General features: G+C 73.7%; 22 protein-coding genes and 1 pseudogene. 13 read left to right on the top strand and 10 right to left on the bottom strand.

Annotated features, from left to right (window positions below; genetic code table 11):
• The first annotated feature begins 218 nt into the window (after positions 1-218).
• Positions 219-2,240, top strand: a complete 2,022-nt coding sequence (locus IG05_RS0112375; protein ID WP_030341937.1) for a flavin monoamine oxidase family protein — start codon at positions 219-221, stop codon at positions 2,238-2,240.
• A 25-nt stretch (positions 2,241-2,265) separates the two neighbouring features.
• Here the strand turns inward: IG05_RS0112375 and IG05_RS0112370 are convergent, their stop codons facing one another.
• Positions 2,266-3,909 carry a DNA repair helicase XPB gene (locus IG05_RS0112370; RefSeq protein WP_030341935.1) on the bottom strand — a complete coding sequence of 548 codons (1,644 nt, stop codon included), beginning with the start codon at positions 3,907-3,909 and terminating at the stop codon, positions 2,266-2,268.
• A gap of 174 nt (positions 3,910-4,083) precedes the next feature.
• On the opposite strand from IG05_RS0112370, the gene IG05_RS0112365 reads away from it, so the two are divergent.
• Positions 4,084-4,623 carry a hypothetical protein gene (locus IG05_RS0112365; protein WP_030341933.1) on the top strand — a complete coding sequence of 180 codons (540 nt, stop codon included), beginning with the start codon at positions 4,084-4,086 and terminating at the stop codon, positions 4,621-4,623.
• Between the two features lie 14 nt (positions 4,624-4,637).
• On the opposite strand, the gene IG05_RS0112360 is transcribed toward IG05_RS0112365, so the two are convergent.
• Positions 4,638-7,265 (bottom strand): helicase-associated domain-containing protein, encoded by a 2,628-nt coding sequence (locus IG05_RS0112360; RefSeq protein WP_030341931.1) that lies wholly within the window; start codon positions 7,263-7,265, stop codon positions 4,638-4,640.
• Between the two features lie 96 nt (positions 7,266-7,361).
• On the opposite strand from IG05_RS0112360, the gene IG05_RS0112355 reads away from it, so the two are divergent.
• Positions 7,362-8,360 (top strand): hypothetical protein, encoded by a 999-nt coding sequence (locus IG05_RS0112355; protein WP_030341930.1) that lies wholly within the window; start codon positions 7,362-7,364, stop codon positions 8,358-8,360.
• Positions 8,361-8,564: 204 nt separating this feature from the next.
• Positions 8,565-9,209 (top strand): HAD family hydrolase, encoded by a 645-nt coding sequence (locus IG05_RS0112350; RefSeq protein ID WP_030341929.1) that lies wholly within the window; start codon positions 8,565-8,567, stop codon positions 9,207-9,209.
• Here IG05_RS0112350 and IG05_RS0112345 read toward each other — a convergent pair.
• Positions 9,173-9,436, bottom strand: a complete 264-nt coding sequence (locus IG05_RS0112345; RefSeq protein WP_030341927.1) for a hypothetical protein — start codon at positions 9,434-9,436, stop codon at positions 9,173-9,175. The two genes, IG05_RS0112350 and IG05_RS0112345, sit on opposite strands and share 37 nt — an antisense overlap.
• A 174-nt stretch (positions 9,437-9,610) precedes the next feature.
• Here IG05_RS0112345 and IG05_RS50245 point away from each other — a divergent pair, with 174 nt between their 5' ends.
• Entirely contained in the window at positions 9,611-9,994 is a 384-nt protein-coding gene (locus IG05_RS50245; RefSeq protein WP_030341925.1) for a cold-shock protein, read from the top strand.
• Between the two features lie 180 nt (positions 9,995-10,174).
• On the opposite strand, the gene IG05_RS0112335 is transcribed toward IG05_RS50245, so the two are convergent.
• From IG05_RS0112335 to IG05_RS0112320, 4 genes are all read right to left on the bottom strand, one after another.
• Positions 10,175-11,086: a 1,4-dihydroxy-6-naphthoate synthase gene (locus IG05_RS0112335; RefSeq protein ID WP_030341923.1), complete on the bottom strand. Its 912-nt coding sequence runs from the start codon at positions 11,084-11,086 to the stop codon at positions 10,175-10,177.
• The gene (locus IG05_RS0112330) at positions 11,076-11,822 is read right to left on the bottom strand and encodes a futalosine hydrolase (RefSeq protein ID WP_234335834.1); all 747 of its coding nucleotides are present in this window, start codon (positions 11,820-11,822) and stop codon (positions 11,076-11,078) included. The genes IG05_RS0112335 and IG05_RS0112330 overlap by 11 nt, the downstream gene beginning before the upstream one ends.
• Complete coding sequence (locus IG05_RS0112325; protein ID WP_030341920.1) at positions 11,795-12,271, bottom strand: hypothetical protein; 477 nt, start codon at positions 12,269-12,271, stop codon at positions 11,795-11,797. Before IG05_RS0112325 ends, IG05_RS0112330 begins: the two co-directional genes overlap by 28 nt.
• 89 nt (positions 12,272-12,360) lie before the next feature.
• Positions 12,361-13,761 carry an MFS transporter gene (locus IG05_RS0112320; protein ID WP_234335833.1) on the bottom strand — a complete coding sequence of 467 codons (1,401 nt, stop codon included), beginning with the start codon at positions 13,759-13,761 and terminating at the stop codon, positions 12,361-12,363.
• Between the two features lie 266 nt (positions 13,762-14,027).
• Between IG05_RS0112320 and IG05_RS0112315 the strand changes: the two genes are divergently transcribed.
• Positions 14,028-14,948, top strand: coding sequence for a DUF3027 domain-containing protein (locus tag IG05_RS0112315; RefSeq protein WP_030341917.1), 921 nt, complete (start codon positions 14,028-14,030; stop codon positions 14,946-14,948).
• 11 nt (positions 14,949-14,959) lie between these two features.
• Here the strand turns inward: IG05_RS0112315 and IG05_RS49165 are convergent.
• Positions 14,960-15,364 (bottom strand): annotated as a pseudogene (locus IG05_RS49165) (ATP-binding protein); the annotation flags it as partial.
• A 113-nt stretch (positions 15,365-15,477) separates the two neighbouring features.
• On the opposite strand from IG05_RS49165, the gene IG05_RS0112305 reads away from it, so the two are divergent.
• Complete coding sequence (locus IG05_RS0112305; RefSeq protein WP_037813571.1) at positions 15,478-16,323, top strand: helix-turn-helix domain-containing protein; 846 nt, start codon at positions 15,478-15,480, stop codon at positions 16,321-16,323.
• Positions 16,320-16,577: a DUF397 domain-containing protein gene (locus IG05_RS42085; RefSeq protein WP_030341912.1), complete on the top strand. Its 258-nt coding sequence runs from the start codon at positions 16,320-16,322 to the stop codon at positions 16,575-16,577. The genes IG05_RS0112305 and IG05_RS42085 overlap by 4 nt, the downstream gene beginning before the upstream one ends.
• Here the strand turns inward: IG05_RS42085 and IG05_RS0112295 are convergent.
• Positions 16,574-18,199 carry an alkaline phosphatase D family protein gene (locus IG05_RS0112295; RefSeq protein ID WP_030341911.1) on the bottom strand — a complete coding sequence of 542 codons (1,626 nt, stop codon included), beginning with the start codon at positions 18,197-18,199 and terminating at the stop codon, positions 16,574-16,576. The two genes, IG05_RS42085 and IG05_RS0112295, sit on opposite strands and share 4 nt — an antisense overlap.
• A gap of 140 nt (positions 18,200-18,339) precedes the next feature.
• Here IG05_RS0112295 and ppk2 point away from each other — a divergent pair, with 140 nt between their 5' ends.
• Positions 18,340-19,359, top strand: a complete 1,020-nt coding sequence (gene ppk2 / locus IG05_RS0112290) for a polyphosphate kinase 2 (RefSeq protein WP_030341909.1) — start codon at positions 18,340-18,342, stop codon at positions 19,357-19,359.
• 219 nt (positions 19,360-19,578) lie between these two features.
• Here the strand turns inward: ppk2 and IG05_RS0112285 are convergent, their stop codons facing one another.
• Positions 19,579-20,073 (bottom strand): hemerythrin domain-containing protein, encoded by a 495-nt coding sequence (locus IG05_RS0112285; RefSeq protein ID WP_030341907.1) that lies wholly within the window; start codon positions 20,071-20,073, stop codon positions 19,579-19,581.
• Between the two features lie 134 nt (positions 20,074-20,207).
• Here IG05_RS0112285 and IG05_RS0112280 point away from each other — a divergent pair, with 134 nt between their 5' ends.
• The 4 genes from IG05_RS0112280 (at position 20,208) to IG05_RS0112265 (ending at position 26,381) form a co-directional block, all read left to right on the top strand.
• The gene (locus IG05_RS0112280) at positions 20,208-23,366 is read left to right on the top strand and encodes a sacsin N-terminal ATP-binding-like domain-containing protein (protein WP_030341905.1); all 3,159 of its coding nucleotides are present in this window, start codon (positions 20,208-20,210) and stop codon (positions 23,364-23,366) included.
• Positions 23,367-23,475: 109 nt separating this feature from the next.
• The gene (locus IG05_RS0112275) at positions 23,476-24,258 is read left to right on the top strand and encodes a hypothetical protein (protein WP_030341904.1); all 783 of its coding nucleotides are present in this window, start codon (positions 23,476-23,478) and stop codon (positions 24,256-24,258) included.
• Between the two features lie 182 nt (positions 24,259-24,440).
• Positions 24,441-25,334, top strand: a complete 894-nt coding sequence (locus IG05_RS0112270; protein ID WP_030341902.1) for a hypothetical protein — start codon at positions 24,441-24,443, stop codon at positions 25,332-25,334.
• Positions 25,335-25,547: 213 nt separating this feature from the next.
• Complete coding sequence (locus IG05_RS0112265) at positions 25,548-26,381, top strand: hypothetical protein (RefSeq protein WP_030341900.1); 834 nt, start codon at positions 25,548-25,550, stop codon at positions 26,379-26,381.

Raw genomic sequence — 26,381 nt, 5'->3', positions numbered from 1 at the left:
CGCGACGCAGGCCTGTCGGGGGCAGTGTCCTGACCCGGCACCCCGCGCCGCGCGGCACGGCGCGTGATTCATCCCTTCGCCGTAACCGGATGCAGCGGTCCGCCCCGCCGTGCCCCCGCGCACCCGGCCGCAGGAGTTTGGACGGCGGCCTTCCCCCGTCCGTGGCAATCCGCCCCAACCGGGCACGCACCGGCTCGGCGGACCAGTAGAAGTGCGCCATGACCGAAGATCACCAGACGGACGCCGGCGACGGCTGCCTGACCAGGCGTACGCTCACGACCGCCGCGGGCACGGCCGCCGCGGCCACCTTCCTCGGCGCCGGCGGCGCGGCGGCCCTGCCCGCCCGGGCGCCTGCCCGGGCCCCCGCCCCGGCGGCGGCCCCCTCCGGGGCGCGCGGCGCGGACTTCGACCGCTGCCTCGCCGCCGCCCGGGCCCTGCTCGTCGTGGACTCCGGCGACCGGCCCCTCGTCCCCGGCTATCAGCGGGTGCTCGGGGACGGTCTGCCGCGGGCCCGCGCGGGCGGGCCCAAGAGCGTCCTCGTCATCGGCGCGGGCCCGGCCGGCCTCGTCACGGCATGGCTGCTGCGGCGGGCCGGACACCGCGTGACCGTCCTGGAGGCCAACGGCAACCGGGCGGGCGGACGCATCAAGACGTTCCGCCACGGCGGCCACGAGAAGGCGGCGCAGCCCTTCGCCGACCCCCGCCAGTACGCCGAGGCCGGCGCGATGCGGCTGCCCGGCAGCCACCCGCTGGTGATGGACCTCATCCGTCAGCTGGGCCTGAAGAAGCGGCCGTTCTACTACGTCGACGTCGACGCGGACGGCCGTCCCGCCGCCCACACCTGGATCCACGTCAACGGCATCCGCGTGCGACGCGCCGACTACGCCCGCGCGCCCCGGCGGATCAACCGCTCCTTCGGCGTTCCGCGCGCCCACTGGGACACCCCGGCCGCGGCCATCCTGCGCTCGGTGCTCGATCCGGTGCGCGACGAGTTCAGCACGCTCGGTCCCGACGGCAGGCGGACCGACAAGCCGCTGCCGGAACGCGTCCGCGGCTGGGCCAGGGTGATCCAGCGCTTCGGGGACTGGTCGATGTTCCGCTTCCTGACCGAGCACGCGGGCCTGGACGAGCGGACGGTCGACCTGATCGGCACCATCGAGAACCTCACCTCACGGCTGCCGCTGTCCTTCGTCCACAGCTTCATCGGCTCCTCCCTGATCAGCCCGGACACCGCGTTCTGGGAGCTGGAGGGCGGTACGGCCGTACTGCCGGACGCCCTGCTGGCCAAGGTCCGCGACGCCGTGCGGTTCGACCGGCGGGTCACGCGGATCGAGTACTACGACCCCGACCGGGCCGGCGGCGACACGCGGCACGTGCACGCCAAGGGGCCCCACGTGTGGGTGGACACCGTCTCGGAGGGGCGGGACGGCCCGGTCGTGCGGGAGCAGTTCACCGCCGACGCGGCCGTGGTGACCGTGCCCTTCTCCGGCCTGCGCCACGTGCAGGTCAGCCCGCCGATGTCGTACGCCAAGCGCCGGGCGATCACCGAACTGCACTACGACTGCGCGACCAAGGTGCTGCTGGAGTTCAGCCGCCGCTGGTGGGAGTTCGACGAGTCCGACTGGAAACGGGAGCTGCACCGCATCGACCCCGGTCTCCACGACGCCTACCGCACCGGACGGACCCCCGACGACGGCCGCCTGCTCGGCGCCCACCCGTCCGTCCCGTCCGGCCGCATCAGCCCCGGCCAGCGCGTCCACTACGCCGCCAACCGGGCCGCCGCCCGCGACCAGCCGGAGGCGGCCGGTGTCATCGGCGGCGGCTCGGTGTCGGACAACGCCAACCGCTTCATGTACCACCCGTCCCACCCGGTCCCCGGCAGCGAGGGCGGGGTGGTCCTGGCCTCCTACAGCTGGGCGGACGACGCCCTGCGCTGGGACTCCCTCGACGAGGACGCCCGCTATCCGCACGCCCTGTGCGGCCTGCAGGAGGTCTACGGCCAGCGGATCGAGGTCTTCTACACGGGCGCGGGCCGCACCCAGAGCTGGCTGCGCGACCCCTACGCCTACGGCGAGGCGTCCGTCCTCCTGCCCGGCCAGCACACGGAACTGCTCCCGTCCATCCCGACGCCCGAGGGGCCCCTGCACTTCGCGGGCGACCACACCTCCGTCAAGCCGGCGTGGATCGAGGGCGCGCTGGAGTCCGCGGTGCGCGCCGCCCTGGAGGTCCACACGGCGTGACGGGCCGGGGCCCGGGACCAGGGCCCTAGCTGTCGGCCAGGAGTTCGTCCGCGTCGACGATCCGGTAGGCGTACCCCTGCTCGGCCAGGAAGCGCTGCCGGTGGGCGGCGAAGTCCTGGTCGATGGTGTCGCGGGCGACGACCGAATAGAAGTGGGCCTGGTGGCCGTCGGCCTTGGGGCGCAGGACCCGGCCGAGCCGCTGGGCCTCCTCCTGGCGGGAGCCGAAGGTGCCGGAGACCTGGACGGCGACCGTGGCCTCGGGCAGGTCGATGGAGAAGTTGGCGACCTTCGACACCACCAGCACGTTGATCTCGCCCTCGCGGAACGCGTCGAAGAGCTTCTCGCGCTGCGCGTTGGAGGTCTCGCCCTTGATCACCGGGGCGTTCAGGTGCTCGCCCAGCTCGTCCAGCTGGTCGATGTACTGGCCGATGACGAGGATCTGCTGCCCGGCGAACCGGCGGACGATCGCCTCGGTGACCTTCCGCTTGGTCTCCGTCGTCGCGCAGAAGCGGTACTTCTCCTCCGTCTCGGCGGTGGCGTACGCCAGCCGCTCGGCGTCGGTGAGGTTCACCCGGACCTCGACGCAGTCGGCGGGCGCGATGTAGCCCTGCGCCTCGATCTCCTTCCAGGGCGCGTCGAACCGCTTGGGCCCGATGAGGGAGAACACGTCGGACTCGCGGCCGTCCTCGCGCACGAGGGTGGCCGTGAGCCCGAGCCGCCGCCGCGCCTGGAGGTCGGCGGTGAACTTGAACACCGGAGCGGGCAGCAGGTGCACCTCGTCGTAGACGATCAGCCCCCAGTCCCGGGAGTCGAACAGCTCCAGGTGCGGGTAGACGCCCTTCCGCTTGGTCGTCAGCACCTGGTAGGTGGCGATGGTGACCGGGCGGATCTCCTTCTTCGTGCCGCTGTACTCGCCGATCTCGTCCTCGGTCAGCGTGGTCCGCTTCACCAGCTCGTGCTTCCACTGCCGGGCGGAGACGGTGTTGGTGACCAGGATCAGCGTGGTCGACTTCGCCTGGGCCATGGACCCGGCGCCGACCAGCGTCTTGCCGGCGCCGCAGGGCAGCACGACGACCCCGCTGCCGCCGTGCCAGAAGTTCTCCACGGCCTGCTTCTGGTACGGCCGGAGCGTCCAGCCGTCCTCCAGCAGCTCGATCGGGTGCGCCTCACCGTCGACGTACCCGGCGAGGTCCTCGGCCGGCCAGCCCAGCTTCAGCAGCGTCTGCTTGATCTGCCCCCGCTCGGAGGGGTGCACGGCCACGGTGTCCGGGTCGATCCGGGTGCCGACCAGCGGGGCGATCCGCTTGGACTTCAGCACCTCCTCCAGCACCGGCCGGTCGGTGCTGGTGAGGACCAGTCCGTGCGCGGGGTGCTTGGACAGGGTGAGGCGGCCGTAGCGGTCCATGGTCTCGGCGATGTCCACGAGCAGCGCGTGCGGCACGGGGTAGCGGCTGTACTCCACGAGGGCGTCCACGACCTGCTCGGCGTCGTGCCCGGCGGCGCGCGCGTTCCACAGGCCGAGCGGGGTGACGCGGTAGGTGTGGATGTGCTCGGGTGCCCGCTCCAGTTCGGCGAAGGGCGCGATGGCCCGCCGGCAATCGTCGGCCCGCTCGTGGTCGACTTCGAGGAGCAGGGTCTTGTCGGACTGGACGATCAGCGGACCATTCACGCGCGGCACACCCTTCCATGACGGCCAAACCTCCAGTGTGCCTCATCCGGCCGGTGTGCTCCACGGCCGCACGATCGACAGCGGTGCCGGACCCGTGTGCAACCCCCTCGGGCCGCCGGGAGTCCTGACACACGGAAGGCGGCGCGGACGCGCGGCCGGGTGAGGAGTTCAGGGATGTCGGCACGCAGGTGGTCCGTCGGCACCGGAGCGGTGGTGGTACTGGTGGCCACCGGCACCTGGGCGATGCGGCCGGGGAGCGTCGACACGCGGCTGTGGGACGAGATACGGCCGGTCGTCGAGGCCCGGCTCGCGGCGGACAGCCGCGGCAGCGGCTACGGCGGGGACGTGCCCGCCCTGCACGCGCGCTGGTTCTGCCAGGCCGAGGCGCTCGACCTGGCGGAGCGCGGCGACGAGGTGCGCGCGGGCGTCGACACGCTGTGCCTGGAGTACGGGGTGCGCGACGGCGGCCTGGTGGAGTGCGGCGGCGGACACGGCCCGCAGGTGGTGCGGCTGGAGCGGGACCCGCACGGCGCCTACCGGGTGGTCTCGCGCGAGACCCCGCCGGACGGCGCCGGGAACGCGCGGTGGACGCACGCCCACTTCGGCTTCGTCGCCCGGGCCGCCCTGGACGACACGATGCCCTCGGACGCGCTGGAGAGCGCCGCCCGGGCCCACTTCGGCCTGCCCGCGGACGCACCGGTCAGGGACTGCTAGCGCCTTGAGCCGGCTCAGTCGTCCGCCAGCTCCGCGACCCCGGTGATCCGGTGCAGCGGGTAGGTGCGCACCTCGTCCGCCGTGTGGTCGTAGGCCGTCACGAAGCCGCCCTCCACCCGGACCGGGGCGATGACCCGCTGGCTGGCGGCGCCGTCGGCGTTGACGTAGCCGATCCACACCGAATCGCCGGTCAGGACGGCGGCCTGCATGGTGGCCAGGGTGTCGGCGGCGGAGGTCCGGGGCAGCTCGCCGCTCGCCAGGTGCTCGCCGACGGGCTTGCGCGGGGCGGTGGCGGCCAGGTCACCGGCCCGGATGGCGCGGATCGCCGCCGTGAGCAGCGTGCCGTCGGGCGGCGGCGGGCCGTCCGGCACCGGCTCGGGCGCGGTGCGCGGCGGGGTGCGGTGGGCGTGCGCCCGGGTGATCAGGACGTCGCCCTCGGCGGACTCGGCGGCGGGCGCGTATCCCATCGCGCGCAGCCCCTCCAGCAGGGCCGCCGGGTCGGACTGGGTGGCCAGCACGGTCGGCGCGAGGCGGCGCAGGCGCAGGGCGGCGGCCCGCTTGTCGGCGAGGATCTCGTTCAGCAGCGCGTCGTCGTCGCACCGGACGTACGCCGAGGCCGCGCCGACCCGCAGGTGCCCGTGCCGGCGGGCCACGTCGTCGATCAGGTAGGCGAGCGGCTGCGGGACCGGGGTGCGGGAGTGCTCGGCGAGGAAGGCGTGCAGGTCGGCGGCGGTCCGGCCGGCGTCCAGGGCGCGGCGGACGGAGGCCGGCGTGAACCGGTACACGGTCGCGCCGCCCTTGGACTCCACGTCCGCCAGCACCCCCAGCATGTCCGCGAGCGGCCGCCGCAGCGGGCCGGGCGCGACCGCCGTGAGGTCGGCCTGGAGCAGGACGTGGTCCAGCGGTTCGGGCAGCAGCGGCGCGAGCAGCCGGGCCGCGGCGGCGGCCGCGAGGGCCTGCTCGGCGGCCGGGAGGGGCGCGAGCCGGTCGGGCACCCGGTGGTGGTGCACCGGGAGCTTGTCCCCGGGACCGGCGGGCTCGGCCGGGCCGGCCGCCGGGCCGCCGCGCGGCGCGGTGGCGGGTTCGGCGGTACGGGCGGCGGGTTCGCCGGTAAGGGCGGCGCCGCCGCTCCTCCCGGCCGTCCCCCCGGCGGGCGGTGCCCCCAGCAGCGCGCGGCCCTGCGCCGACAGCGCGCCCCGCCCGGTCACGCCCAGCAGCTCCGCCTCCGACAGCGTCCAGCGGGCGAGCCGGGTGCGCAGGTCGTCCTCGCCGCTGTCGCGCTGGGCACCGCGCAGCGGGCGCTCCCAGCGCAGCCGGGCCAGCACCGACTCGGCGTCCGGGGCCGCGCCCCGCGGCAGACCGGCCAGCAGGGCCAGCACCCGGTGCCGTACCTCGGGCGCGGCGGACCGGTCGAGGCCCGGGCCGAGCGCCGACAGCGTCCGGTCCTTGGCGTCCCGCCCGCCGACCAGCCCCGGCGTCCGGGTGGCCGGCAGCCAGGCCTGGGCGAGCCGGGCCCAGCGCTCGGCGGGCGGCAGCTCCAGCCACTCGTCGTAGGCGGGGGTGGCCGCGTACCGCTCGTCGGCCTCGCCGTCGGAGGCGATCAGGCCGGCCGCGTAGGCCAGCTCGGTCCAGAAGGCGGCGACCGGCTCCGACACGTCCAGGGCGACGGCGGTCCGCTTCAGGTCGCGCACGCTCAGCCCGCCCGCCCGCAGCACCGCCGGGCCGCCCTCGTCCCAGTCCTTCAGCAGCTCCTCGACGGTGGCCAGCGCGGTGTACGCCTGCCCGGCCGCGGTGGCGTCCACCACCTGGGGGCTGTGCGTCGTGGCCGGCGCCACGGCGGGCGGCAGCGGCTCGGGCGCCCGGTGGGCGCGGCCCTCCCGCAGGTGCAGGGCGACCTCGCGGGGCAGGACGACCGTCCCGGGCGCGGTCGGCAGCAGCAGACCGCGGTCCAGCAGCCAGCGCAGGTGCGCGGCCGGCTCCGCGGTGACCTGCCCGTACGGCGGCCCCCACACCAGCCGGGTCAGCACCTCGCGCGCCGCCTCCGGGGCCCCGGCGAGCAGCTTCGCCATCTTCTTGCGGTGGGTGAACAGCCCGGTCAGCGCGGTCACGGCGGACACCGAGTCGTGCGTCGACGGCAGCCCGGCCGCCGTCACGATCTCCTGGATCCGCCCCGGCGACATGCCCGAGGTGGCCTCCTGCACGGTCGGCCCGAGACCGGTCGGCGACGGGTGCTGGGGGGACGGCGCGAGCAGTTCGCGGGCGGTCCGCACCAGCCGCAGCCGGTCGTCCCCGCCCCACACCAGGGCCTGTTCGCGCAGGGTGGCGAGGGCCCGCGGCAACGCGCCGGCCACCGTCTCGTCCCCGCCGTCCCCGGCCATCAGCCCGAGCAGGGTGCCGTACGACGCCGGGTCCGGGGCCACGGCCAGCGCCTCCGCCGTCTGCAGCGCGAACCGGTCCAGCCGTTCCAGCGCGCGCAGCACCGAGGCTCGGGTACCGGCGCGGGTGGCGAGCTGGGTGAGATCGGTGGGGACGGGGGTGATGAGGTCGGGACGGCTGCGCAGCAGCGCGGCCAGGGACGTGTCGTCCCGCGCGCGGAGCGCCTCCGCGAGGGACCGAGGGGCTGAGTGGGCCTCGGGGCTCATCCGGCCAACGTTAGCGGACTTCCCCATGCCGGGGGCGTCCGCGGGAAGCGGTACCGTCCTCACCGGGTATCAGTCGGCGCACCCCGGAGGGGTTCCGTGGGGATCGAGAGCGACCAGGTCGTCTACGAGTATCTGAGCCGCGTCGGAGACATCGCTCAGCAGCGGCAGCTGCCGTCCGCGACCCGGATGCGGCTCGTGTCGGAACTGCGCAACGAGATCGACCGGCACCGGGCGCAGACCACGGTGGACTCGCCCGCCGCCGTCCGCCGCATCCTGGACCGTCTGGGCACCCCGGACGAGGTGGTCTCGGCGGCCGGCGGCACCGGCGGCGGCCCGCAGCCGCCCCCCGCCGCCGTACCGGCCCAGCCGTCCTCCCGGGAGGCGGCGCCGGAACCGGCGCGGGAGCAGCGGCCCAAGGGGCTGCGCCGGGTCGTGCCGCGCCCGCGCCCCGCCGAGCCGGCACCGCCCGCCCCGCGCGACACCGCGGCCCCGCCGCACCTCGCTCCCGCGCACGAGCTGGGGGACGGCACGGCGGCGCCGGACTGGTGGCGGACCGGCAGCCCCCTGGGCGACACCGACCCGGTGCCGGGGTTCGTCGGCGGCGTGGAGATCCCGGAACTGCTCAAGCGCCCCCCGCAGGCGGCCCCCGCCGAGCGGACCGAGCCCGCGGCGCAAGCCCCGCCGGAAGCCGTGCCGGAAGCCGTGCCGGAGGGCGCGCCCGCCCGGCGCCGCCGTCTCCTTCCGCTCCCCGCCGCCGGCTGGTCCAACCCCCTGCTGCTCCTGGCCGCCGCCGCGCTGGTCGCCGGGGCCGTGCTCGGCAACTGGTTCGCGCTGCTCCTGGGCTGGGCGATCGCCTACGGCTCGCGCCGGCTGACGGCCGCGGAGACCAAGTGGGCCGTGATGGTCCTGCCCGGCACGGCGGTCGCGGCGGGGCTGGTGTGGCTGTGGGGCCGGGGTGAGGGCCGCTGGGGCGATCCGATCGCCCAGGGCCACATGAACGACGCGGTCGGCGAGACCTGGCCGTGGGTGGTCAGGGGCGCGGCCCTGGCCTCGGCGGCCTACCTGGTCTGGCGCTCCCAGCGGAAGGCCGGCTAGCCGCCGCGGGGGTGGCGGCGGTGGTCCGGTTGCGGGCGCGTGGTCGGCTGGTCGCGCAGTTCCCCGCGCCCCTCGGGTGGGCGAGCGGCAGCTGGGTCAGGGGCGCGGGGAACTGCGCGAACGGCCACGACGCGCCCGCACCCGAAATGCCACGGCCACCTCCACGGCCCGATCCGGCCGAAACCGCCGGAGGCACCCGGCACAATGTCCCCCATGGCCTCCTCGCTGACCGTCGGGTTCGATCTCGACATGACCCTCATCGACTCCCGGCCCGGCATCCGTGCGTGCTACACGGCGCTGGCCGAGCGGACGGGGACGTTCATCGACGCCGACCTGGCGGTGACCCGGCTGGGTCCCCCGCTCGCGGAGGAGCTGATCAACTGGTTCCCGGCCGAGGACGTGCCGGCGATGGCCGATCTGTACCGGGAGATGTACCCCTCCATAGCCATCGCCGCGACGCCCGCGATGGCCGGCGCCCGGGAGGCGATCGACGCGGTGCGGGCGGCCGGCGGCCGGACGATGGTGGTGACGGCGAAGTACGAGCCGAACGCCCGGCTGCACCTGGCACACCTCGGCATCGAGCCGGACGTGGTCGTCGGCGACCTGTGGGCCGAGCAGAAGGCGGCGGCGCTGCGCGAACACGGCGCCGGCGTGTACGTCGGCGATCACGTCGGGGACGTCCGCGGAGCCCGCGCGGCAGGTGCGTTTTCGGTCGCCGTGGGGACCGGCCCGTGCCCGGCCGGCGAGCTGCGGGAGGCCGGCGCGGACGTCGTGCTGGGCGACCTGTCCGACTTCCCGGAGTGGCTCACCGGCTACCGCGAGGCACCCGGCGCCGTCTCCCTCGTCTGACGCCGTCCGGCGGCGACGGACCGCAGGACACCGGCGCCGGCCACCAGGAATCCGACGGCCATGAGCATGCTCAGACCGAACATGTAGGTCGGAAAGGGTTTCGCTCCGAGGAACAGCGGGGCCACCGTGACGAGGGTGGCCACGGCACCGATGAAGAACACGACGGCACCGGCGCGGATCAGCCGGTCGCCGGGTGCGGCGGAATTCGTTTGGGTTTTGTCACGCACCCGACCAGGGTAGTTCCCTGCGCGAGAGAACAACCAGGGAACGTCTTGTCACCCGCCCGAAGACCATTAGCCTTGTAGCGCTTGGTGGCGGCGGGTCATGGTCGACCCGCCCCAGTGCTATCAAGAGCCGTTTCCGAAGTAGTTTTCCCGACGAGTACGAGGACGAGGACAGACGTGCCTACCGGCAAGGTCAAGTGGTTCAACAGTGAGAAGGGCTTCGGCTTTCTCTCCCGCGACGACGGCGGTGACGTCTTCGTCCATTCCTCGGTTCTCCCCGCCGGAGTCGAAGCGCTCAAGCCGGGACAGCGCGTGGAGTTCGGTGTCGTCGCCGGTCAACGCGGTGACCAGGCTCTTTCGGTGATCGTGCTCGACCCGACCCCGTCGGTCGCCGCCGCCACCCGCAAGAAGCCGGACGAGCTGGCCTCGATCGTGCAGGATTTGACGACCCTTCTTGAGAACATCACGCCGATGCTGGAGAAGGGCCGTTACCCGGAGAAGGCGTCCGGCAAGAAGATCGCCGGCCTGCTCCGCGCGGTCGCCGACCAGTTGGACGTCTAGCACCCGTCAGGGAAAAGCGAGCGCATCCGGGCCGAGGGGCGGTACGAGTCCCTCGGCCCGCCGCGCGCGTGAGCAGCCCGCGCACGGCGGCGGCGTTTCTTTCCGCCGTCCGTGCGCCGCTTCGCGGGCGGTGGACGGCTGTGCCGGACTCCGTCCGGCGTGGTGCGGCCGGGGTGGCTGTCAGGGGAAGGCGAGCGCCTCGGGGCCCAGTGCGGGTACGAGTCCCTCGGCCGCCGCGCGCGTGAGCAGCCCGCGCACGGCCGCGTAGCCGTCCTCGCCGAGGTCGGCCGTGAACTCGTTCACGTACAGCCCGATGTGCTGGTCGGCGACGGCCGGGTCCATCTCCTGGGCGTGCGCCATGACGTACGGCCGGGAGGCCTCCGGGTCGTCCCAGGCGGCCCGTACGGAGGCCCGGACGGACTCGGCGAGCCGGCCGAGCGTCCCGGCGCCCAGCGACCGCTTGGCGATGATCGCGCCCAGCGGGATCGGCAGCCCGGTGGTCATCTCCCAGTGCTCGCCCATGTCGGCGAGCTTGTGCAGCCCGTAGTTCCGGTAGGTGAACCGGGCCTCGTGGATGACCAGGCCGGCGTCCACCTTGCCGTCCCGCACAGCCGGCATGATCTCGTGGAACGGCATGACCACGATCTCGCCGACGCCGCCCGCCCGTCTCCCGCCACCGCCCTCAACCGAGGGCCCTGCGGGCCCGCCCCTCTCGATTCCAAGGGTGTCGGCGGCCCACAGCCGGAACAGCAGGTAGGCGGTCGACTTCTCGCTCGGCACCGCGACCGTACGGCCCGTCAAGTCGGCGTCCGCCTCCCTGGTGAGCACCAGCGGCCCGCAGCCCCGGCCCAGCGCACCGCCGCACGGCAGCAGCGCGTACTCGTCGAGGACGTACGGCAGGACGGCGTACGACACCTTCAGCACGTCGTGCTCGCCGCGCTCGGCCATGCCGTTGGTGAGGTCGATGTCGGCGAAGGTCACGTCCAGCGCGGGGGCGCCGGGTACGCGGCCGTGCGCGAGGGCGTCGAAGACGAACGTGTCGTTCGGACAGGGGGAGTAGGCGATCCGCAGGGACTGCTGCTCACTGGTCATGCGTGTTCCAACTCTCCAATGCGGGCGCGAGCTTCCCGAAGCCCTCGGCGAGGGCGGCGAGGGCGTCCCCGATGCGCCAGGCGGCGCGGTCCCGGGGACCCACCGGGTTGGAGACCGCGCGGATCTCCAGCACGGGCACCCCGTGCGCGGCGGCGGCCTCCGCCACCCCGAAGCCCTCCATGCCCTCGGCGAGCGCGCCGGGGTGCCGGGCGCCCAGGGCGGCGGCGCGGGCGGCGGTTCCGGTCACCGTGGAGACGGTCAGGATCGTGCCGGTACGGGCGCCGGTGGCCTCGGACACGACTCGTACGAGTGATTCCGGCGGGCGGTGGGTGACGGTCCCGAAGCCGAGTTCGGTGACCGGGAGGAAGCCGTCGGCGGTCTCCGCGCCCAGGTCGGCCACGGTGATCGCGTCGGCGACGACGAGGGAGCCGACGGGCGCCCCCGGCAGGAAGCCGCCGCCGATCCCGGCCGAGACGACCAGGCGGTAGGGGCGGCCGGCCAGCGCGGCGGCGGTGAGGGCGCCGGCGGTGGTGGCGGCGGCGAGCGCCGGGCCGACACCGGCGGCGAGCAGGTCGAGGCCGGCGGCCGTACGGCGCAGGGATCCGCCCGGCAGCCGTATCTCCTCGGCCGCCCCGGGCAGCACCCCCGCCACCGCGTCCCGTTCGACGGGGACCGCGGTGGCGACGAGGACCGGAAAGGGGGTCGTGCTCAGGCCTTCTTCAGCTTGAAGGTCCACAGGCCCTTCCTGGACTTGTCCTCGCCCATCTGGACCGCGAGCGTGTTCGTCTCGCCCTGCGTGCCGTACTGGGCGTTGAAGAACACGCTGCTCGGGATGGTGCGGTACGTCTCCTTGCTGAAGTCGCCGGCCGGGCGGCCGTTGACCAGCAGGACCCAGCCCGCGTCCGCGATCTTGGGGTCGACGCCGATCCGGACGGTCTGGTCCTGGCCGACCTTGATCGACTTGGCGTCGCCGGCCTTCTTGGAGCACTTCTTGAGCGACTCGGCGTCCAGCGGCTTGCCGTCGTTGTAGCAGAGGGCCTCGGAATTGACCGAGTCCCTGCCGACGGTGATCGTCGCGACGGGCGTCGGCTTGTCACAGGCCGACAGGACGAGCAGTCCGGCGGAAACGGCGCCGGCAACGGCGACGGCGCGGCGGCGTCGCACAACGGATTGCAGCGTGGTCATGGCCGAAGGCTATCGGGCCCCCGCTGCCCTCCGCCCACGTGGGGTGCGGCGTGCCCGGTTCGTTACGCCGGCCGACGTCACCGCCGGCCTCACGCGGGCTGCGGCCGGGCCCGGCCGCCGTGCTTGGCGGAGGCGAGCAGCCCCTTCAGCGTGCCCAGCCAGCCGACGGCCACGAACGCGGCGCCGACCAGCAGCCCGACCGTGCCGTTGAGCGGCATCACGATGCCGACCGCGCCGCCGAACACCCACGCCATCTGCAGCAACGTCTCCGAGCGGGCGAACGCCGAGGTGCGCACCGATTCCGGCACGTCCCGCTGGATCAGGGCGTCCAGCGCCAGCTTGGCCAGCGCCTGCGCGAACCCGGCGACCGCGGCCAGACAGGCCACCAGGAACGCCCCGAAGAACACGGCGGCGACGATCGCCGCGCCCAGCACGACCACGACGACGGCCACGATGATGATCTCCGGGGCGCGGGACCGCAGCCAGGCCCCCACCGCCGTGCCCAGGGCATTGCCCGCGCCCGCCGACACCCCGACTATCCCGAGCGACACCGCCGCGCTCTCCCCGGTCAGCGGGTGCTCGCGCAGCAGGAAGGCGAGGAAGAAGATCAGGAAGCCGGACAGGCAGCGCAGGGCGGCGTTGGCGCCCAGCGCGTGCGTGACGGCCGGCCCGACCGTCCGCAGCCCCGGCCGCTTCGCCTGCTCCCGGCACGGCCCGCGCAGGTGCTGCTCGTCGGCCGCGAGCAGCGCGACGTCCTCGCCCTTCGCCGAGTCCACCGCGGGCGGCAGGGAGAACGACAGAAACGTCCCGGCAGCGAAGATCACGAAGGCCCCGTACAGCGGCCACGGATCGCCGAGCGCGTGCAGGCCCGCCCCGACCGGCGCGGCGGCACCGGTGGCCAGCAGCCCGGCGAGCGTGACCCGGGAGTTGGCCTTCACCAGCGAGAACCCCGGCGGCAGCAGCCGCGGTACGACGGCACTGCGCACCACGCCGTACGCCTTCGACGCCACCAGCACTCCCAGCGCGGCCGGGTACAGCTCCAGGCTGCCGCTCGCCACCGCCCCCGAGATCACCAGCGCGAGCAGCGCCCGCGCCAGCATCGCCCCGGCCATCGCGGCCCGCCGCCCGTGCGGCAGCCGGTCCAGCAGGGGGCCGATGACGGGGGCGAGGACCGTGAACGGGGCCATGGTGATGGCGAGGTACAGGGCGACCCGCCCGCGCGCCTCGTCCGTCGGCACCGAGAAGAACACCGTGGACGCCAGCGCCACCGTGACCATGACGTCCCCGGCGCCGTTCACCGCGTGCAGCTCGATCAGCTTGCCCAGGCCCGACTCGCCCGCCCCGTGCGCGTGCGTCACCCTGCGGACGATCCGTGCCGGGCCGGTGAACGGGCGGTGCAGGGCACGGCCGACCGCGCGGACGGCACCGCCCACCCGGCCCGAACCGCCGCCCCGACCACTCGCCCTGTCCGCGGCTGCCACGACGTTCATAGTGCCCCGAGATGCCGCCGGATAGCGCGGACACGGCGCGCGTGGCCGCGTACGGCCCCGGTCGGCCCAGGCAGGGGGCGGGTGGGAAAATCCACGAATCCCGTCCGGTGTAGCGTGCCTATCTCAGCCATAACGCAGAATGGATGGCAGAGGTGCGCCCAGGCGCGCGGATGCAGACGTCGATGCGGTCCCCAGGTCCGCTCCGTCGGCGAAACCGCCGGAGGCAGCCGCACTCGACGAGACGGCGTAGGAGAGAAGCGATACCTGTGAGCGCAGCGACCACGCGAAGCCGCACCCCCGACCGCTTGTGCGCCGAGGCCGTCGACCTCGCCCGCGCCGCCGCCGAGGAGGCCGCCGCGCCCGGCGTGGTCGGCGAGCACGCCGGCCTGGTGTCCGAGGGCGACCGCGTGGTCACGCACTTCTTCGAGTGCGGGGAACTGGGCTACCGGGGCTGGCGCTGGGCCGTGACGGTGGCCCGCGCCTCCCGCGCCAAGCTCGTCACCCTGGACGAGGTCGTGCTGCTGCCCGGCCCCGACGCCCTGCTCGCCCCCGAGTGGGTCCCGTGGAGCGAGCGCCTGCGCCCCGGCGACCTCGGCCCCGGCGACCTGCTCCCCACCGACCAGGAGGACCTGCGCCTGGAGCCCGGCTACACGGGCGAGGAGGAGCCGCCGCCGAACTCGGCCGTCTCCGAGGAGATCCGGGAACTGGCGGAGGCCGAGGACGCGGACGTCACCCCGGGCACGCCCGCCGTCCAGCCGACCCCCTTGCGCGGCTCCCTCACGTCCCTGGCCGAGGAACTCGGCATGCGCCGCGCGCGCGTCCTGTCCCGCTACGGCCTGCGCGCCGCCGCGGACCGCTGGGAGGAGGCCTTCGGCCCGAAGACCCCCATGGCCCAGGCGGCCCCCGCCCCCTGCGTGAGCTGCGGCTTCCTCGTGCCCATCGGCGGCTCCCTCGGCCAGGCCTTCGGCGTCTGCGCCAACGAGTTCTCGCCGGCGGACGGCCACGTGGTCTCGCTGGCCTACGGCTGCGGCGGCCACTCGGAGGCGGCGGTCATGCCCAAGCCCCCGCAGCCCGCCTCGCCGGTCATCGACGAGACCCGCGTCGACCCCTTCCCGCTCCGCCCGGCCCGCGACTCCGGCTCGGTCCCGGAGACCGACGACGAGACGGCGGAGCTCGGCCACTCCTGAGCCTTCACGCGCACCTCGGCCCACACCGTCTTGCGCGGTGCGGGCCCGGGCGCCGTACCCCAGCGCTCCGCCAGCGCGTCCACGAGCCACAGCCCCCGTCCGCCGTCGGCGTCCGGCGCGGGCCGCCGGGCCTCCGGAAGGCGGTCACCACGCGTGTCCGTCACCTCGATGCGGAGCAGGTCCCCGACGGCATACATCATCAGCCGGAAGTCCCGCCCGGCCACACGGCCGTGCGTGGCCGCGTTCGCCGCCAGCTCGGCCACGATCAGCTCCGCCGGTTCCAGGGGGAGGCCCCAGGAGCGGAGTTGCTCCCTGGCGAGCAGCCGGGCCAGCCGGGCCCCCCGGGGTGTGGGGGAGAGACGGAGCGCGAGGTGCGGGACGGGGGTGGAGATGTGGGTGGAGATTTCCTGGTTCACATCACTCAGAGTGGCGGAGACTGCTACCTGTGAACAGTGACGGAGAGGTGGCGTAGGGTCACTGTCCGTCGCTCGTCCTGTGATGTCCGGTCCTGTCGACCAGGGGGTGCGGTGTGAGTGAGGAAGAGGAGCCGGGGTGGGAGGTCGAACCGGATGACGAGTGGGGCGTCGCCGTCATCGCCACGGTGGGTCGCCAGCTGAGGCTGCGCCGCGAGGCGCTGGGTATGCGCGCGGCCGAGTTCGCCAGGACGGTCGGGTACAGCGAGGACATGGTCTACAAGATCGAGTCCGGCAAGCGGATCCCGCGACCGGAGTACCTCGACAAGGCGGACAAGCTCCTGGACGCGGGTGGGTTGCTCGCCGCGATGAAGGAGGACGTGGAGAAGGTCCGGTATCCGAAGAAGGTTCGGGCGCTGGCGGAGCGGGAGGCGGTGGCTGTGGAGATTCAGCTCTACGATCCGCTCAGCATCCATGGGTTGTTGCAGACGCCGGAGTACGCGCGTGCCCTCCTGATGATGCGGCGCCCGGCGTACAGCGACACCGAGATCGAGCGGTACGTGACGGCACGCATGGCTCGCAAGTCCGTCTTCAAGCGGGACCCTGCCCCCGAAATCAGCTTCGTCGTGGAAGAGTGGACCCTGCGGCGGCCTCTGGGTGGGCGGGAGGCGTTGCGTAGCCAGCTGGAACACCTGCTGGAAGCCGCTAAGTTGCGGAATGTCGAGCTTCAGGTCATGCCGATGGACCGCCAGGAGCATGCCGGAGTGGACGGGAGCATCGAGATGCTGAAGTTCGCCGACGGATCAGCCGTAGGACGGTCGCCCGCATTGGCCAACGGCCGACCGGTCGAGGAACCCAAGCACCTCCGTATCCTTGAGCTGCGCTACGGCATCATCCGGGCTCAGGCGCTCACTCCGCGTGAGTCGACGTCCTTTATCGAGCAACTGCTGGGGGCAACATGATCCGTTGGTTCAAGAGCAGCTACAGCAGCGGCAGTGAAGGCGACTCCTGCGTCGAAGTCGGCCTGACCTGGTTCAAGAGCAGCTACAGCGACGGCCCCGACGGTGACTCCTGCGTCGAAGTGGGCCTGGACTGGGCCCTCGCCCCCACCCCCGCCACCATCCACATCCGTGACTCCAAGCAGGACGACGGGCCCCTCCTCACCGTCGCCCCCTCCACCTGGACGGAGTTCGTGTCGTACGCCGCCCGGCGCTAGCCGGTGAGGCTGCTCTCGTGGACCGTGTGGAGGCGCGGCTCCTCGTCGGTGACCTCCAGGCGCAGGTGGGCCGAACGGCCCCGCAGCGTCAGCGTCATCAGCTGGTTGCCGAACCACGGCCCGCCCCGCTTGCGCCACCGCACCGGCAGCCGCGCGCAGCGCCCGTGCCGGGCGAGCAGGCGGCCCAGGACGCGGGCCGGCGCGCTCCAGCCGACGCGGAATCCGATCCGCATGGCCGCCGGCACGGAGTTGTGCACGGGTGAGCAGGTGAGCTGGACGACGGGTATGCCGAGGTCGCCGGAGCGCCAGGTCGCCTCGGCGACGTAACCGTGGTGCACGTCCCCGGACAGCACGCACACGCTGGCCGGGGCGCCCGGCGCCGCCGCGACGTCGGCGATGAGGCCCGCGAGGCCGGCGAAGGAGCGGGGGAAGGCCGCCCAGTGCTCCAGGTCGGCCCCGCGGCGCAGCCACTCGCCGAAGCGGGCCCAGCGGTCGCCGCGCTCCCCGGCGCACAGGGCGGCGTCCCAGCTCTCGGTGTCGTGCACCAGGTGCGGCAGCAGCCAGGGCAGGGAGGTGCCGATGAGGAGGTGGTCGTAGGCCCCCTCGTCGGCGAGGACCTGCCGGCGCAGCCAGGCGGCCTCGCCCGCGTCCAGCATGGAGCGGTGGCCCTCCTCCAGGACCCGTGCGGCCCGGGAGTCGACCATCACCACCCGGACCCGGCCGAAGTCGCGCCGGTAGCTGAAGCGGACCGACGCGGAGTCGGCGTCGGCCTGTTCGGCCAGGGCGCGCAGCGCCTTCGTACCGTCCGGGGTGGCGCGGACGGCGGCCCAGGTCGGGTCGTCGGCGAGTTCGGCGGGGGAGAGGTTGCCGAGGTGCTGGTGGACCCAGTACGACATCAGGCCGCTCAGCAGCCGTTCCTGCCACCAGTCGGTGGTGCGCATGTCGGCGAGCCAGGAGGCGGAGGTGTTCCAGTCGTCCACGATGTCGTGATCGTCGAAGATCATGAAACTGGGCACGGTGGACAGCAGCCAGCGCACCTCCGGGTCGAGCCAGGACTCGTAGTAGAGGTGGCAGTACTCCTCGTAGTCGGTGACCTGCGCGCCGGGCGGCCGGTCGAGGTCGCGGCGGGCGGCCAGCCAGCGCCGGGTCTCCTCGGAGGTCTCGTCGGCGTACACCTGGTCGCCCAGGAGCAGCAGGACGTCGGGGCGCTCGGCGCCGGGGTCGGCCGCAAGGCGGGTGGCGAGGGTGTCGAGGGCGTCGGGGCCGACCGGGTCCGTGCCGTCCGCCGGGGGCGCGGCCCAGCGGCACGAGCCGAAGGTGACGCGGACGGCGTCGCCGGCGCCGGGGGTGCGGATGACGGAGGGCGGGAAGCGGGAGTCGGGCAGGGGCCACACCGCGGTGTCGTCCAGGAACACCTCGTAGGAGGGCGAGGTGCCCGGTTCCAGTCCGGTGACCGTGACGAGCGCGTAGTGGTGCCCGGACACCTGGAAGGTGGGGGCCGTGCCGGCCGCGCCGTCGGAGCAGCGCACCTCGACCGTGCAGGGCCGGCTCGTCTCCACCCACACGGTCGCGCGGGCGCCGTCGGTGTACCTGAGCAGTGGTCCCAGGCGCAGTTCGGGCATGTGATCGCCTTCCTGTCTCGCGCGGTACGGAGGAACGACCCCAGCGACGGTACAGGCGTCTGGGACCCGGCTGGGCGGGCACGTGTGAGGAGACCGGGGTGCGCCCGGCCCCGGGCGAGGCGAGGCGGAGAGGCAGTGGCGTGGCCGAGCACGAGCAGGCGACGGAGGCGGAGCGGACCCGCGGCACGGTGCGCGAGGACGACCTGCTGCGGGGGTTCGAGGTGGACGACCGGCAGCCGGAGCGGCCGGTGCTGCTGGACGCCGGCGGCCGGCCGGTCGGGACCTGGCGGGAGAACCACCCCTACGACCACCGGGTCGGCCGGCGCGAGTACGAGCGGACCAAGCGGATCCTGCAGATCGAGCTGCTCAAGCTCCAGCGCTGGGTGCGGGAGACGGGGCAGCGGATCGTCGTGGTCTGCGAGGGGCGGGACGCGGCCGGCAAGGGCGGCACCATAAAACGGTTCACCGAGCGGCTGAACCCCCGCGGGGCCCGCGTGGTGGCGCTGGACAAGCCGACCGAGCGGGAGGCGGGGCAGTGGTACTTCCAGCGGTACGTGACGCACCTGCCGGCCCGCGGCGAGATGGTCTTCTTCGACCGGTCCTGGTACAACCGGGCCGGGGTCGAGCGGGTCATGGGCTTCTGCTCGGAGGCCGAGTACCGGCAGTTCCTGCGGCAGGCGCCGCTGTTCGAGCGGCTGCTCACCGACGACGGCGTCCTGCTGGTTAAGTTCTGGTTCTCGGTGTCCCGCGCCGAGCAGCGGACCCGGTTCGCGATCCGGCAGGTCGACCCGGTGCGCCGCTGGAAGCTGTCCCCCACCGACCTGGACTCCCTCGACCGCTGGGACGACTACACCGCGGCCAAGGTCGACATGTTCCGGGCGACCGACACCGCCCACGCCCCCTGGACGGTCGTGAAGAACAACGACAAGCGGCGGGGCCGGCTGGAGGCGATGCGCAGCCTCCTGGACCGCTTCGACTACCCGGCCAAGGACCCCGAGGCGGTCGGCACCCCCGACCCGCTGATCGTCGGGGCGGCGGACACCCTGCTCGAACCGGGTGAGGAACCCACGGCCCTCTCCCCGACCCCGCTGGCGGGACCGGGCGGCGGCCCCGGCAACCACCCGGACCCCGCGCCGTCGGCCGGCCGCGGCCACGGGTGAGGAGGGACCCCGGACATGGGCACGGTGGTGCACGTCCCGCAGACCCGGGACATGACCGGGGACGAGCAGATCGTGCCGGGCATGGTGCCCTGACCGGCGTCGCCCTGTTCCTGGGCATCGCGTTCGCCGCGCAGCTGGAGGCGGCCCGGGCGGGCCTCGGCCGTGCCGTGCGGCCGGACCCCGGGCCGGGCCCGTGAGAGCCCGGCCCCGGAGCGCGGGTCAGGAGGACTCCACGATGCGGCGCACGTTGTCGAGGGAGCCGCAGCCGGACTTCAGCCGGCGCTCACGCTCCTCCCAGAACGCCGCGCCCAGCTCCGCGCGCCGCTCCGCCGCCACGTTCTCGCGGGCACCGTTGAGGATGGTGCGCTCCTCCTCGTCGGCGTGGTGGGTGACCGCCTCCACCAGCGCCTCCAGCTTCTCGTCCCATTCCTCGGAGCCGACCTCCTGCACCTGGAGGAGGTCCAGGAGGGCCTGATTGCCCTCGTCGTGCTCGTGCTCGCCGTGCTCGACCTCTTCGTCGTCGATGTTCTTGTACCGCTTGAGGGCGGGATAGACCTTGGCCTCCTCGGCCAGCGCGTGCGCGACCAGCAGATCGGCGAACTCCTCCAGGGCGGCGGTCCGGTCCTCTTCCACGCTGCGCATCAGCCGGAAAAGGTCCTCCATACGCCGGTGGTCCTGGAGGATCAGCTCGACGACGTCCTGTGTCTCGGGCATGGGAGGGCACCACTTTCGTGCGACGGCATCTTCGTGCCAACGGATGGTCACTACCGCATACCCTCCCGGTCCGCGTTGATTGCCCCCCGGCTCCGCGCTGTACCTTCGGTCTCACGTCGTAGAGGAGAGTCAACGTGAGCAAGTTCGTGCGGCCGGCGGCCGAGGGCGCCGACCCCTTCGGCACCGCCCGTCTGCGTCGCGGGGTGCTCGACGCCTGGGCGACCAGCCCCGCCCGGTTCCGGGAGGACGCCAACGCCGAGGAGGACCTCGTGCTCGGCGGGTACCGGGACCGCCTCGTCGTGGAGCTCGCCCAGAACGCCGCCGACGCCGCCGCCCGCGCGGGCGTGCCGGGCCGCCTGCGGCTCACCCTCCGCGACGGCGTCCTCGTGGCCGCGAACACCGGCGCCCCGCTCGACGCGGCCGGTGTCGAGTCGCTGTCCACCCTGCGGGCCTCCGCCAAGCGGGACGCGGAGGCCACCCACAGCGCCGTCGGCCGGTTCGGCGTCGGCTTCGCCGCCGTCCTCGCCGTCACCGACGAACCGGCGATCGTGGGACGGCACGGGGGCGTGCGCTGGTCGCTGGCCGAGGCCCGGGAGCTGGCCTCCGACGTGGCCCGGCACAGCCCCGGGCTGGGGGACGAGGTGCGGCGCCGGGACGGCCACGTGCCCCTGCTGCGGCTGCCGTTCGCCGCCGAGGGCACCGCCCCGGAGCCGTACGACACCGCCGTCATCCTGCCCCTGCGCGACGCCGCCGCCGCCGACCTCGCCGAGCGGCTGCTCTCCGGCATCGACGACGCCCTGCTGCTGGCCCTGCCGGGGCTGGCGGAGGTCGTCGTGGAGATCGGCGAGGAGGCCCCCCGCACGCTCGGCCGGCGTACCGACGGCGCCTTCACGGTCGTGGAGGACTCCCGCGACGGCATCACCAACTGGCGCACCGCGTCCGCCCACGGGCCGCTCACCCCCGACCTCCTCGCCGACCGCCCGGTCGAGGAACGGCTGCGCCCGCACTGGTCGGTGACCTGGGCCGTACCCGTCGACGCCTACGGCGCCCCGGCCAGGCCCCGCACCACCCCGGTCCTGCACGCCCCCACCCCGAGCGACGAACCGCTCGGCATGCCCGCGCTGCTCATCGCCTCGTTCCCGCTGGACACCACCCGCCGGCACGCGGCCCCCGGCCCGCTCACCGACTTCCTGGTGCAGCGCGCGGCCGACGCCTACGCCGAACTGCTCGCCGCCTGGCGGCCGGTGGGCGAGGGCGTCATCGACCTCGTCCCCGGGCCGCTGGGCAAGGCGGAGCTGGACGGGGCGCTGCGCCAGGCCGTGCTGGAGCGGCTGCCGCGCACCGCCTTCCTGCCCCCGGCCGCCGAGGGCACGGACGACGACGAGCTGCCCCAGGCACTGCGGCCCCGGGACGCCGAGGTCGTGGAGGGCGCCGGGGCCGGCACCGTCCGGGTGCTCGCCGAGGTGCTGCCCACCCTGCTCCCGGCCGGACTTGAGCGGCGCGTGGAGCTGCGCACCCTCGGGGTCGCCCGGCTGCCCCTCGCCGACGCCGTCGACCGGCTCGCCGGACTGGAGAAGGAGCCGCAGTGGTGGTGGCGGCTGTACGACAGCCTCGCCGGGGTCGACCCCGAGCGGCTGTCGGGCCTGCCGGTGCCACTCGCCGGGGGCACCTCCCAGGCTTTCGGATCCGGGGGAGGCCGGACGACGATCGGGCCCCGGCAGGTGCTGCTGCCCGCCCCGGACGCCGCCCGCATCGACCCGGGCGTACTGGGCCGGCTCGGGCTGAAGGTGGCCCACGCGGACGCCGCGCACCCGCTGCTGGAGAAGCTCGGCGCACTGCCCGCCACCCCGCGTGCGGTGCTGACCACCCCGCAGGTGCGGGCCGCCGTGGCCGCCTCCCTGGAGGACGACGGCGGCCTCGCCTGGGAGGAGGACGCGCCCGACGCCGAGGAGCTGGCCGACACGGTCCTCGGGCTCGTGCGGGACGCCGGCCTGGAACCGGGGGAGGAGCCCTGGCTGGGCGCGCTCGCGCTGCCCGACGAGGACGGGGAACTCGCCCCCGCCGGTGAGCTGGTGTTCCCCGGCAGTCCCTTCGCCCGGGTCATCCGGGAGGGTGAACTCGCCGCCGTGGACGCCGAGCTGGCGGAGAAGTGGGGCGAGCAGCCGCTCGCCGCGTGCGGGGTGCTCGCCGACTTCGCGCTGGTCCGCGCCACCGATGTCGTCCTCGACCCGGACGAACTGGAGCCGCGGGACGGCGACTACGCCGAACCGGACGACGCCGGCCTGCTGGACGCCGTCGACGTGTGGTGCGAGGACATCCTCGACCGGTTCCCGGACAGCCCGGTACCGCCGGTCGCCACCGAACTCGTCGCCGTGCGCGACCTGGACCTGGTGGACGACGACCACTGGCCCGAGGTGCTCGCCCTGCTGGCCCGGCCGCCGCTGCGGGACGCCCTCACCCAGCCCGTGCGGATCCTGCTCCCCGACGGCACCCACGAGGTCGTACGGCCGTACACCGCGTGGTGGCTGCGCGGGCACCCGGTGCTCGACGGGCGGCGCCCGGCCGGACTGCTGGCCGCCGGCGGCGATCCGCTGCTGCACGGCCTGTACGACGAGGCCGACGCCACCGGGTTCGAGGACGAGCAGGTGCTGCGGGCGCTCGGCGTGCGCACCTCGGTCGGCGCGCTGCTGGACGAGCCCGGCGGGGCCGCCGAGCTGCTGGACCGGCTCGCGGACCCGGACCGCCCGGTGACGCCCGCCCAACTGCACGGGCTGTACAGCGCGCTGGCGGAGCTGGACCCCGAGCAGGTGACCCTGCCGGACGAGCTGCGGGCCGTGGTCGACGGGCGGGTGGAGGTCGTGGACGCCGGTGCGGCGGTCGTGGTCGACTCGCCGGACCTGCTGCCGTTCACCTCCGGTGTGCCGCTGCTGCCGGTCAGGCCCGCGCGGGCCGCCGAGCTGGCCGAGCTGTTCCAGGTGCGGCGGCTGAGCGAGTCCGTCACCGGCGAGGTGCACTCCGAGGGGGCCGAGCACGGCGTACCGGACGCGGTGCGGGTGCTGCTCGGGCCGCGGACGCCCGGGACGTACGTCGAGCACGAGGAACTGGTCGTGGACGGCGTGGAGATCGACTGGCGGCTGACCGACGACGGGGTGCTGCACGCGGCCACCCTGGAGGGCGTCGCCGCCGGCCTGGCCTGGGCGGCGGGGCAGTGGCCGCGCCGGTTCGAGGTGGCCGCGCTCCTGGAGGACCCGTCCCGGACGGCGGAACTGGCCCGGGACCGCTGGTTCGACTGAGGTGACGTTCCGCACAGCCGGGAAAAGGTGAAGATCCCGTACAACCTCTGGTGTGTGCCGTTGATCTGATCATGCGAAATCAGCTTCATGATCACGGGGAGACACACCCATGCGTATGCGAGTCGCCGGCACGGCCGTCCTCGGCGCCCTGGCGCTGTCCGTTCTGGCCGTTCCGGCCGCGCACGCGGCGGACGCCCACCGCGGTGACACCAAGATCTCGAACGTCGTGGTCAACGGCGGCAAGCCCGTCGTGGTCAGCGCGTCCGGGACCAAGACCATCACGGTGTCCTTCACCGCCACCGACGACTCGGGCATCGCCTGGGCCCAGGCGATCCTGTACCACGGCAAGGACATCGAGCACTCCGACAGCGGTGCCGTCGCCAACACCTCCGACAAGCGCTCCGTCTGCACCGAGGTCAGCGCCACCAAGGCGGACTGCAAGGCGACGTACACCCTGTCGGCCGGTAAGAACCTCATCAACGAGGTGGCCGGCAGCTGGAAGGTCTGGGCGATCGCCCAGGGCAACGACACCAACTACGTCAAGAAGGAGAACGCCAAGACCTTCCAGGCGCAGCGGCTGGCCAAGCTGACGGCCGACGCCTCCCCCGAGCCGGTGAAGAAGGGGAAGACCCTCACCGTCACGGGCGCCCTCACCCGCGCCAACTGGAACGGCGGCACGTACTCCGGCTACACCGGCCAGTCCGTGAAGCTCCAGTTCCGCAAGAGCGGCTCGAACACGTACACCACGCTGAAGACCGTCAAGACGGACTCCAGGGGCCGCCTGAAGACCACGGTCAAGGCCACCGCGGACGGGTACTACCGGTACTCCTTCGCGGGCACCTCGACCACCTCCGCGGTCAGCGCCGCCGGTGACTTCGTCGACGTGAAGTAAGCGGCAGCAGACCACCCCCCTTCCCCTCAAGGGCAAGCTGAAGACCACCGCCACGGCCGACGGTCACCACCGCTTCTCCTTCGCGGGCAACTCCGCCACCTCCGCGGTCAGCGCCGCCGGCGACCACGTCGACGTGCAGTGACCGGCCGCACCCCGGCACCACTTCCACTCAGGGACAACACATGCGTCTTCGCGCCACCGTGGCCGCCGTCTCCGGCGCCCTGGCCCTCTCCGCCTTCGTCGTGCCGGCCGCACAGGCCGCCGACGGCGGTGCGTCCGCCCACCGCGCGGACCTCGCCAAGGTCCTCCTGCAGCACGCCGCGTCCGGCAAGGCCGGCGTCGCCGCCTCCCCGGCGGAGGGCGACCTGGACGTCACCTTCTCCCACTTCAAGATCGCCAAGGCGATCAAGGTCGGGACCACCAACAAGGTCGCCGTCCCGGTCAGTTACACCCTGACCCACGGCGCCGACGTCGACATCGACGCGGACGGGTTCCTCAGCGTCCCGCTCATCTACCACGGCTCGTCCGTCACCCCGGACAACGCCGCCGGCGGCGACGCGCCCGGCGTCTGCGTGGCCACCACGAAGACGACCGCCGACTGCAAGGGCACGATCGTGCTCGACCCGCGGGAGACCGACGCGGACCTGAAGCTGCGCAACACGCAGGCCGGGACCTGGCACGGTGCGGGCGTCGCGCTCGACATCGACTCCGAGAAGGAGGTCGTGCAGGTCGACGGCCTCGGCACCACCCTGGTCCAGCGCAACTCCACGCTGACGGTCAACGCCGCCCCGGAGCCGGTGAAGAAGGGCAAGACCCTCACCGTCACGGGCAAGCTCTCCCGCGCCAACTGGGAGGACCACAAGTACCACGGCTACACCGGCCAGTCCGTGAAGCTCCAGTTCCGCAAGAAGGGCTCCAGCACCTACACCACGCTGAAGACCGTCAAGTCGGACTCCACGGGTGCCCTGAAGACGACGGCCAAGGCCACGGTCGACGGCTACTACCGCTTCTCCTTCGCGGGCACCACGACCACCCCGGCGGTCAGCGCCGCGGGTGACTTCGTCGACGTGAAGTAAGCGTCCGTGAAGTGAGCCACACCGGGCCGGCCCCGGGAGCGGATGCCGCTCCCGGGGCCGGAACGTTTCTTCTCACTTGTGCCATGCACGGGTAATCGACGTCCCAAATCCGGCCGGAAAGCGGTCTTGCGGTACAACCCCCGGCGTGCTTCGCGGATCTGATCACGCGAGTCGACCGACTCGACGATCACTCCTCCCTCTTGGGGAACGCACATGCGCATACGTGCCACCGTGGCCGCCGTCTCCGGCGCCCTGGCCCTCTCCGCCCTCGCAGTCCCGGCCGCTCACGCCACCGGTGACTCGGGCACCCCGTACACGCTGAACGCCAGCTTCTCGAACGTCACGATCGCCAAGGCGATCAAGGTCGGCACCACCAACGAGGTCAGCGCCAGCTACTCGTACACGCTGACGCACGGTTCCGACGTGAACATCGCCGCGAGCGACTTCTACAGCGACGCCTACCTCTACAAGGGCTCGTACGACACCCCGACCGCCGAGCTGTACGGCGACAACCCGGCGACCTGCACCGCCACCTCCGCGACGACGGCCACCTGCAAGGGCACCGTCGACATCTACCCGGCCGACGGGGACCTGAAGAACGCCTGGGCCGGTTCCTGGGGCGTGGCCGCCGAGGCGGTCGCCTTCAACGGCCAGAACCAGGACAACCCCGCCGACATGAGCAAGGTCGGCTACAAGGACCAGAGCGGCCTCGGCAGCACCCTGGTGCAGCGCTACTCCCAGCTCACGGTCAACGCCGGCCCCGAGCCGGTCGGCAAGGGCAAGACCCTCACGGTGACCGGCAAGCTGTCCCGCGCCAACTGGGAGGACCACGCGTACCACGGCTACGCGAGCCAGCCGGTCAAGCTCCAGTTCCGCAAGTCGGGTACGACCACCTACACCACGGTCAAGACGGTGTCCACCGACTCGTACGGCAACCTGAAGACCACCACCACCGCGAACTACGACGGTTACTGGCGCTTCTCCTTCGCGGGCACCTCGACCACCCCGTCGGTCAGCGCCGCGGGTGACTACGTCGACGTGCAGTAA

It is taken from the genome of Streptomyces sp. NRRL S-1022 (genome assembly GCF_000720135.1).
Classification (GTDB): Bacteria; Actinomycetota; Actinomycetes; order Streptomycetales; family Streptomycetaceae; genus Streptomyces.
The sequence above is the reverse complement of the archived record's forward strand: the minus strand, read 5'-3'. Positions and strand labels throughout refer to the sequence as shown.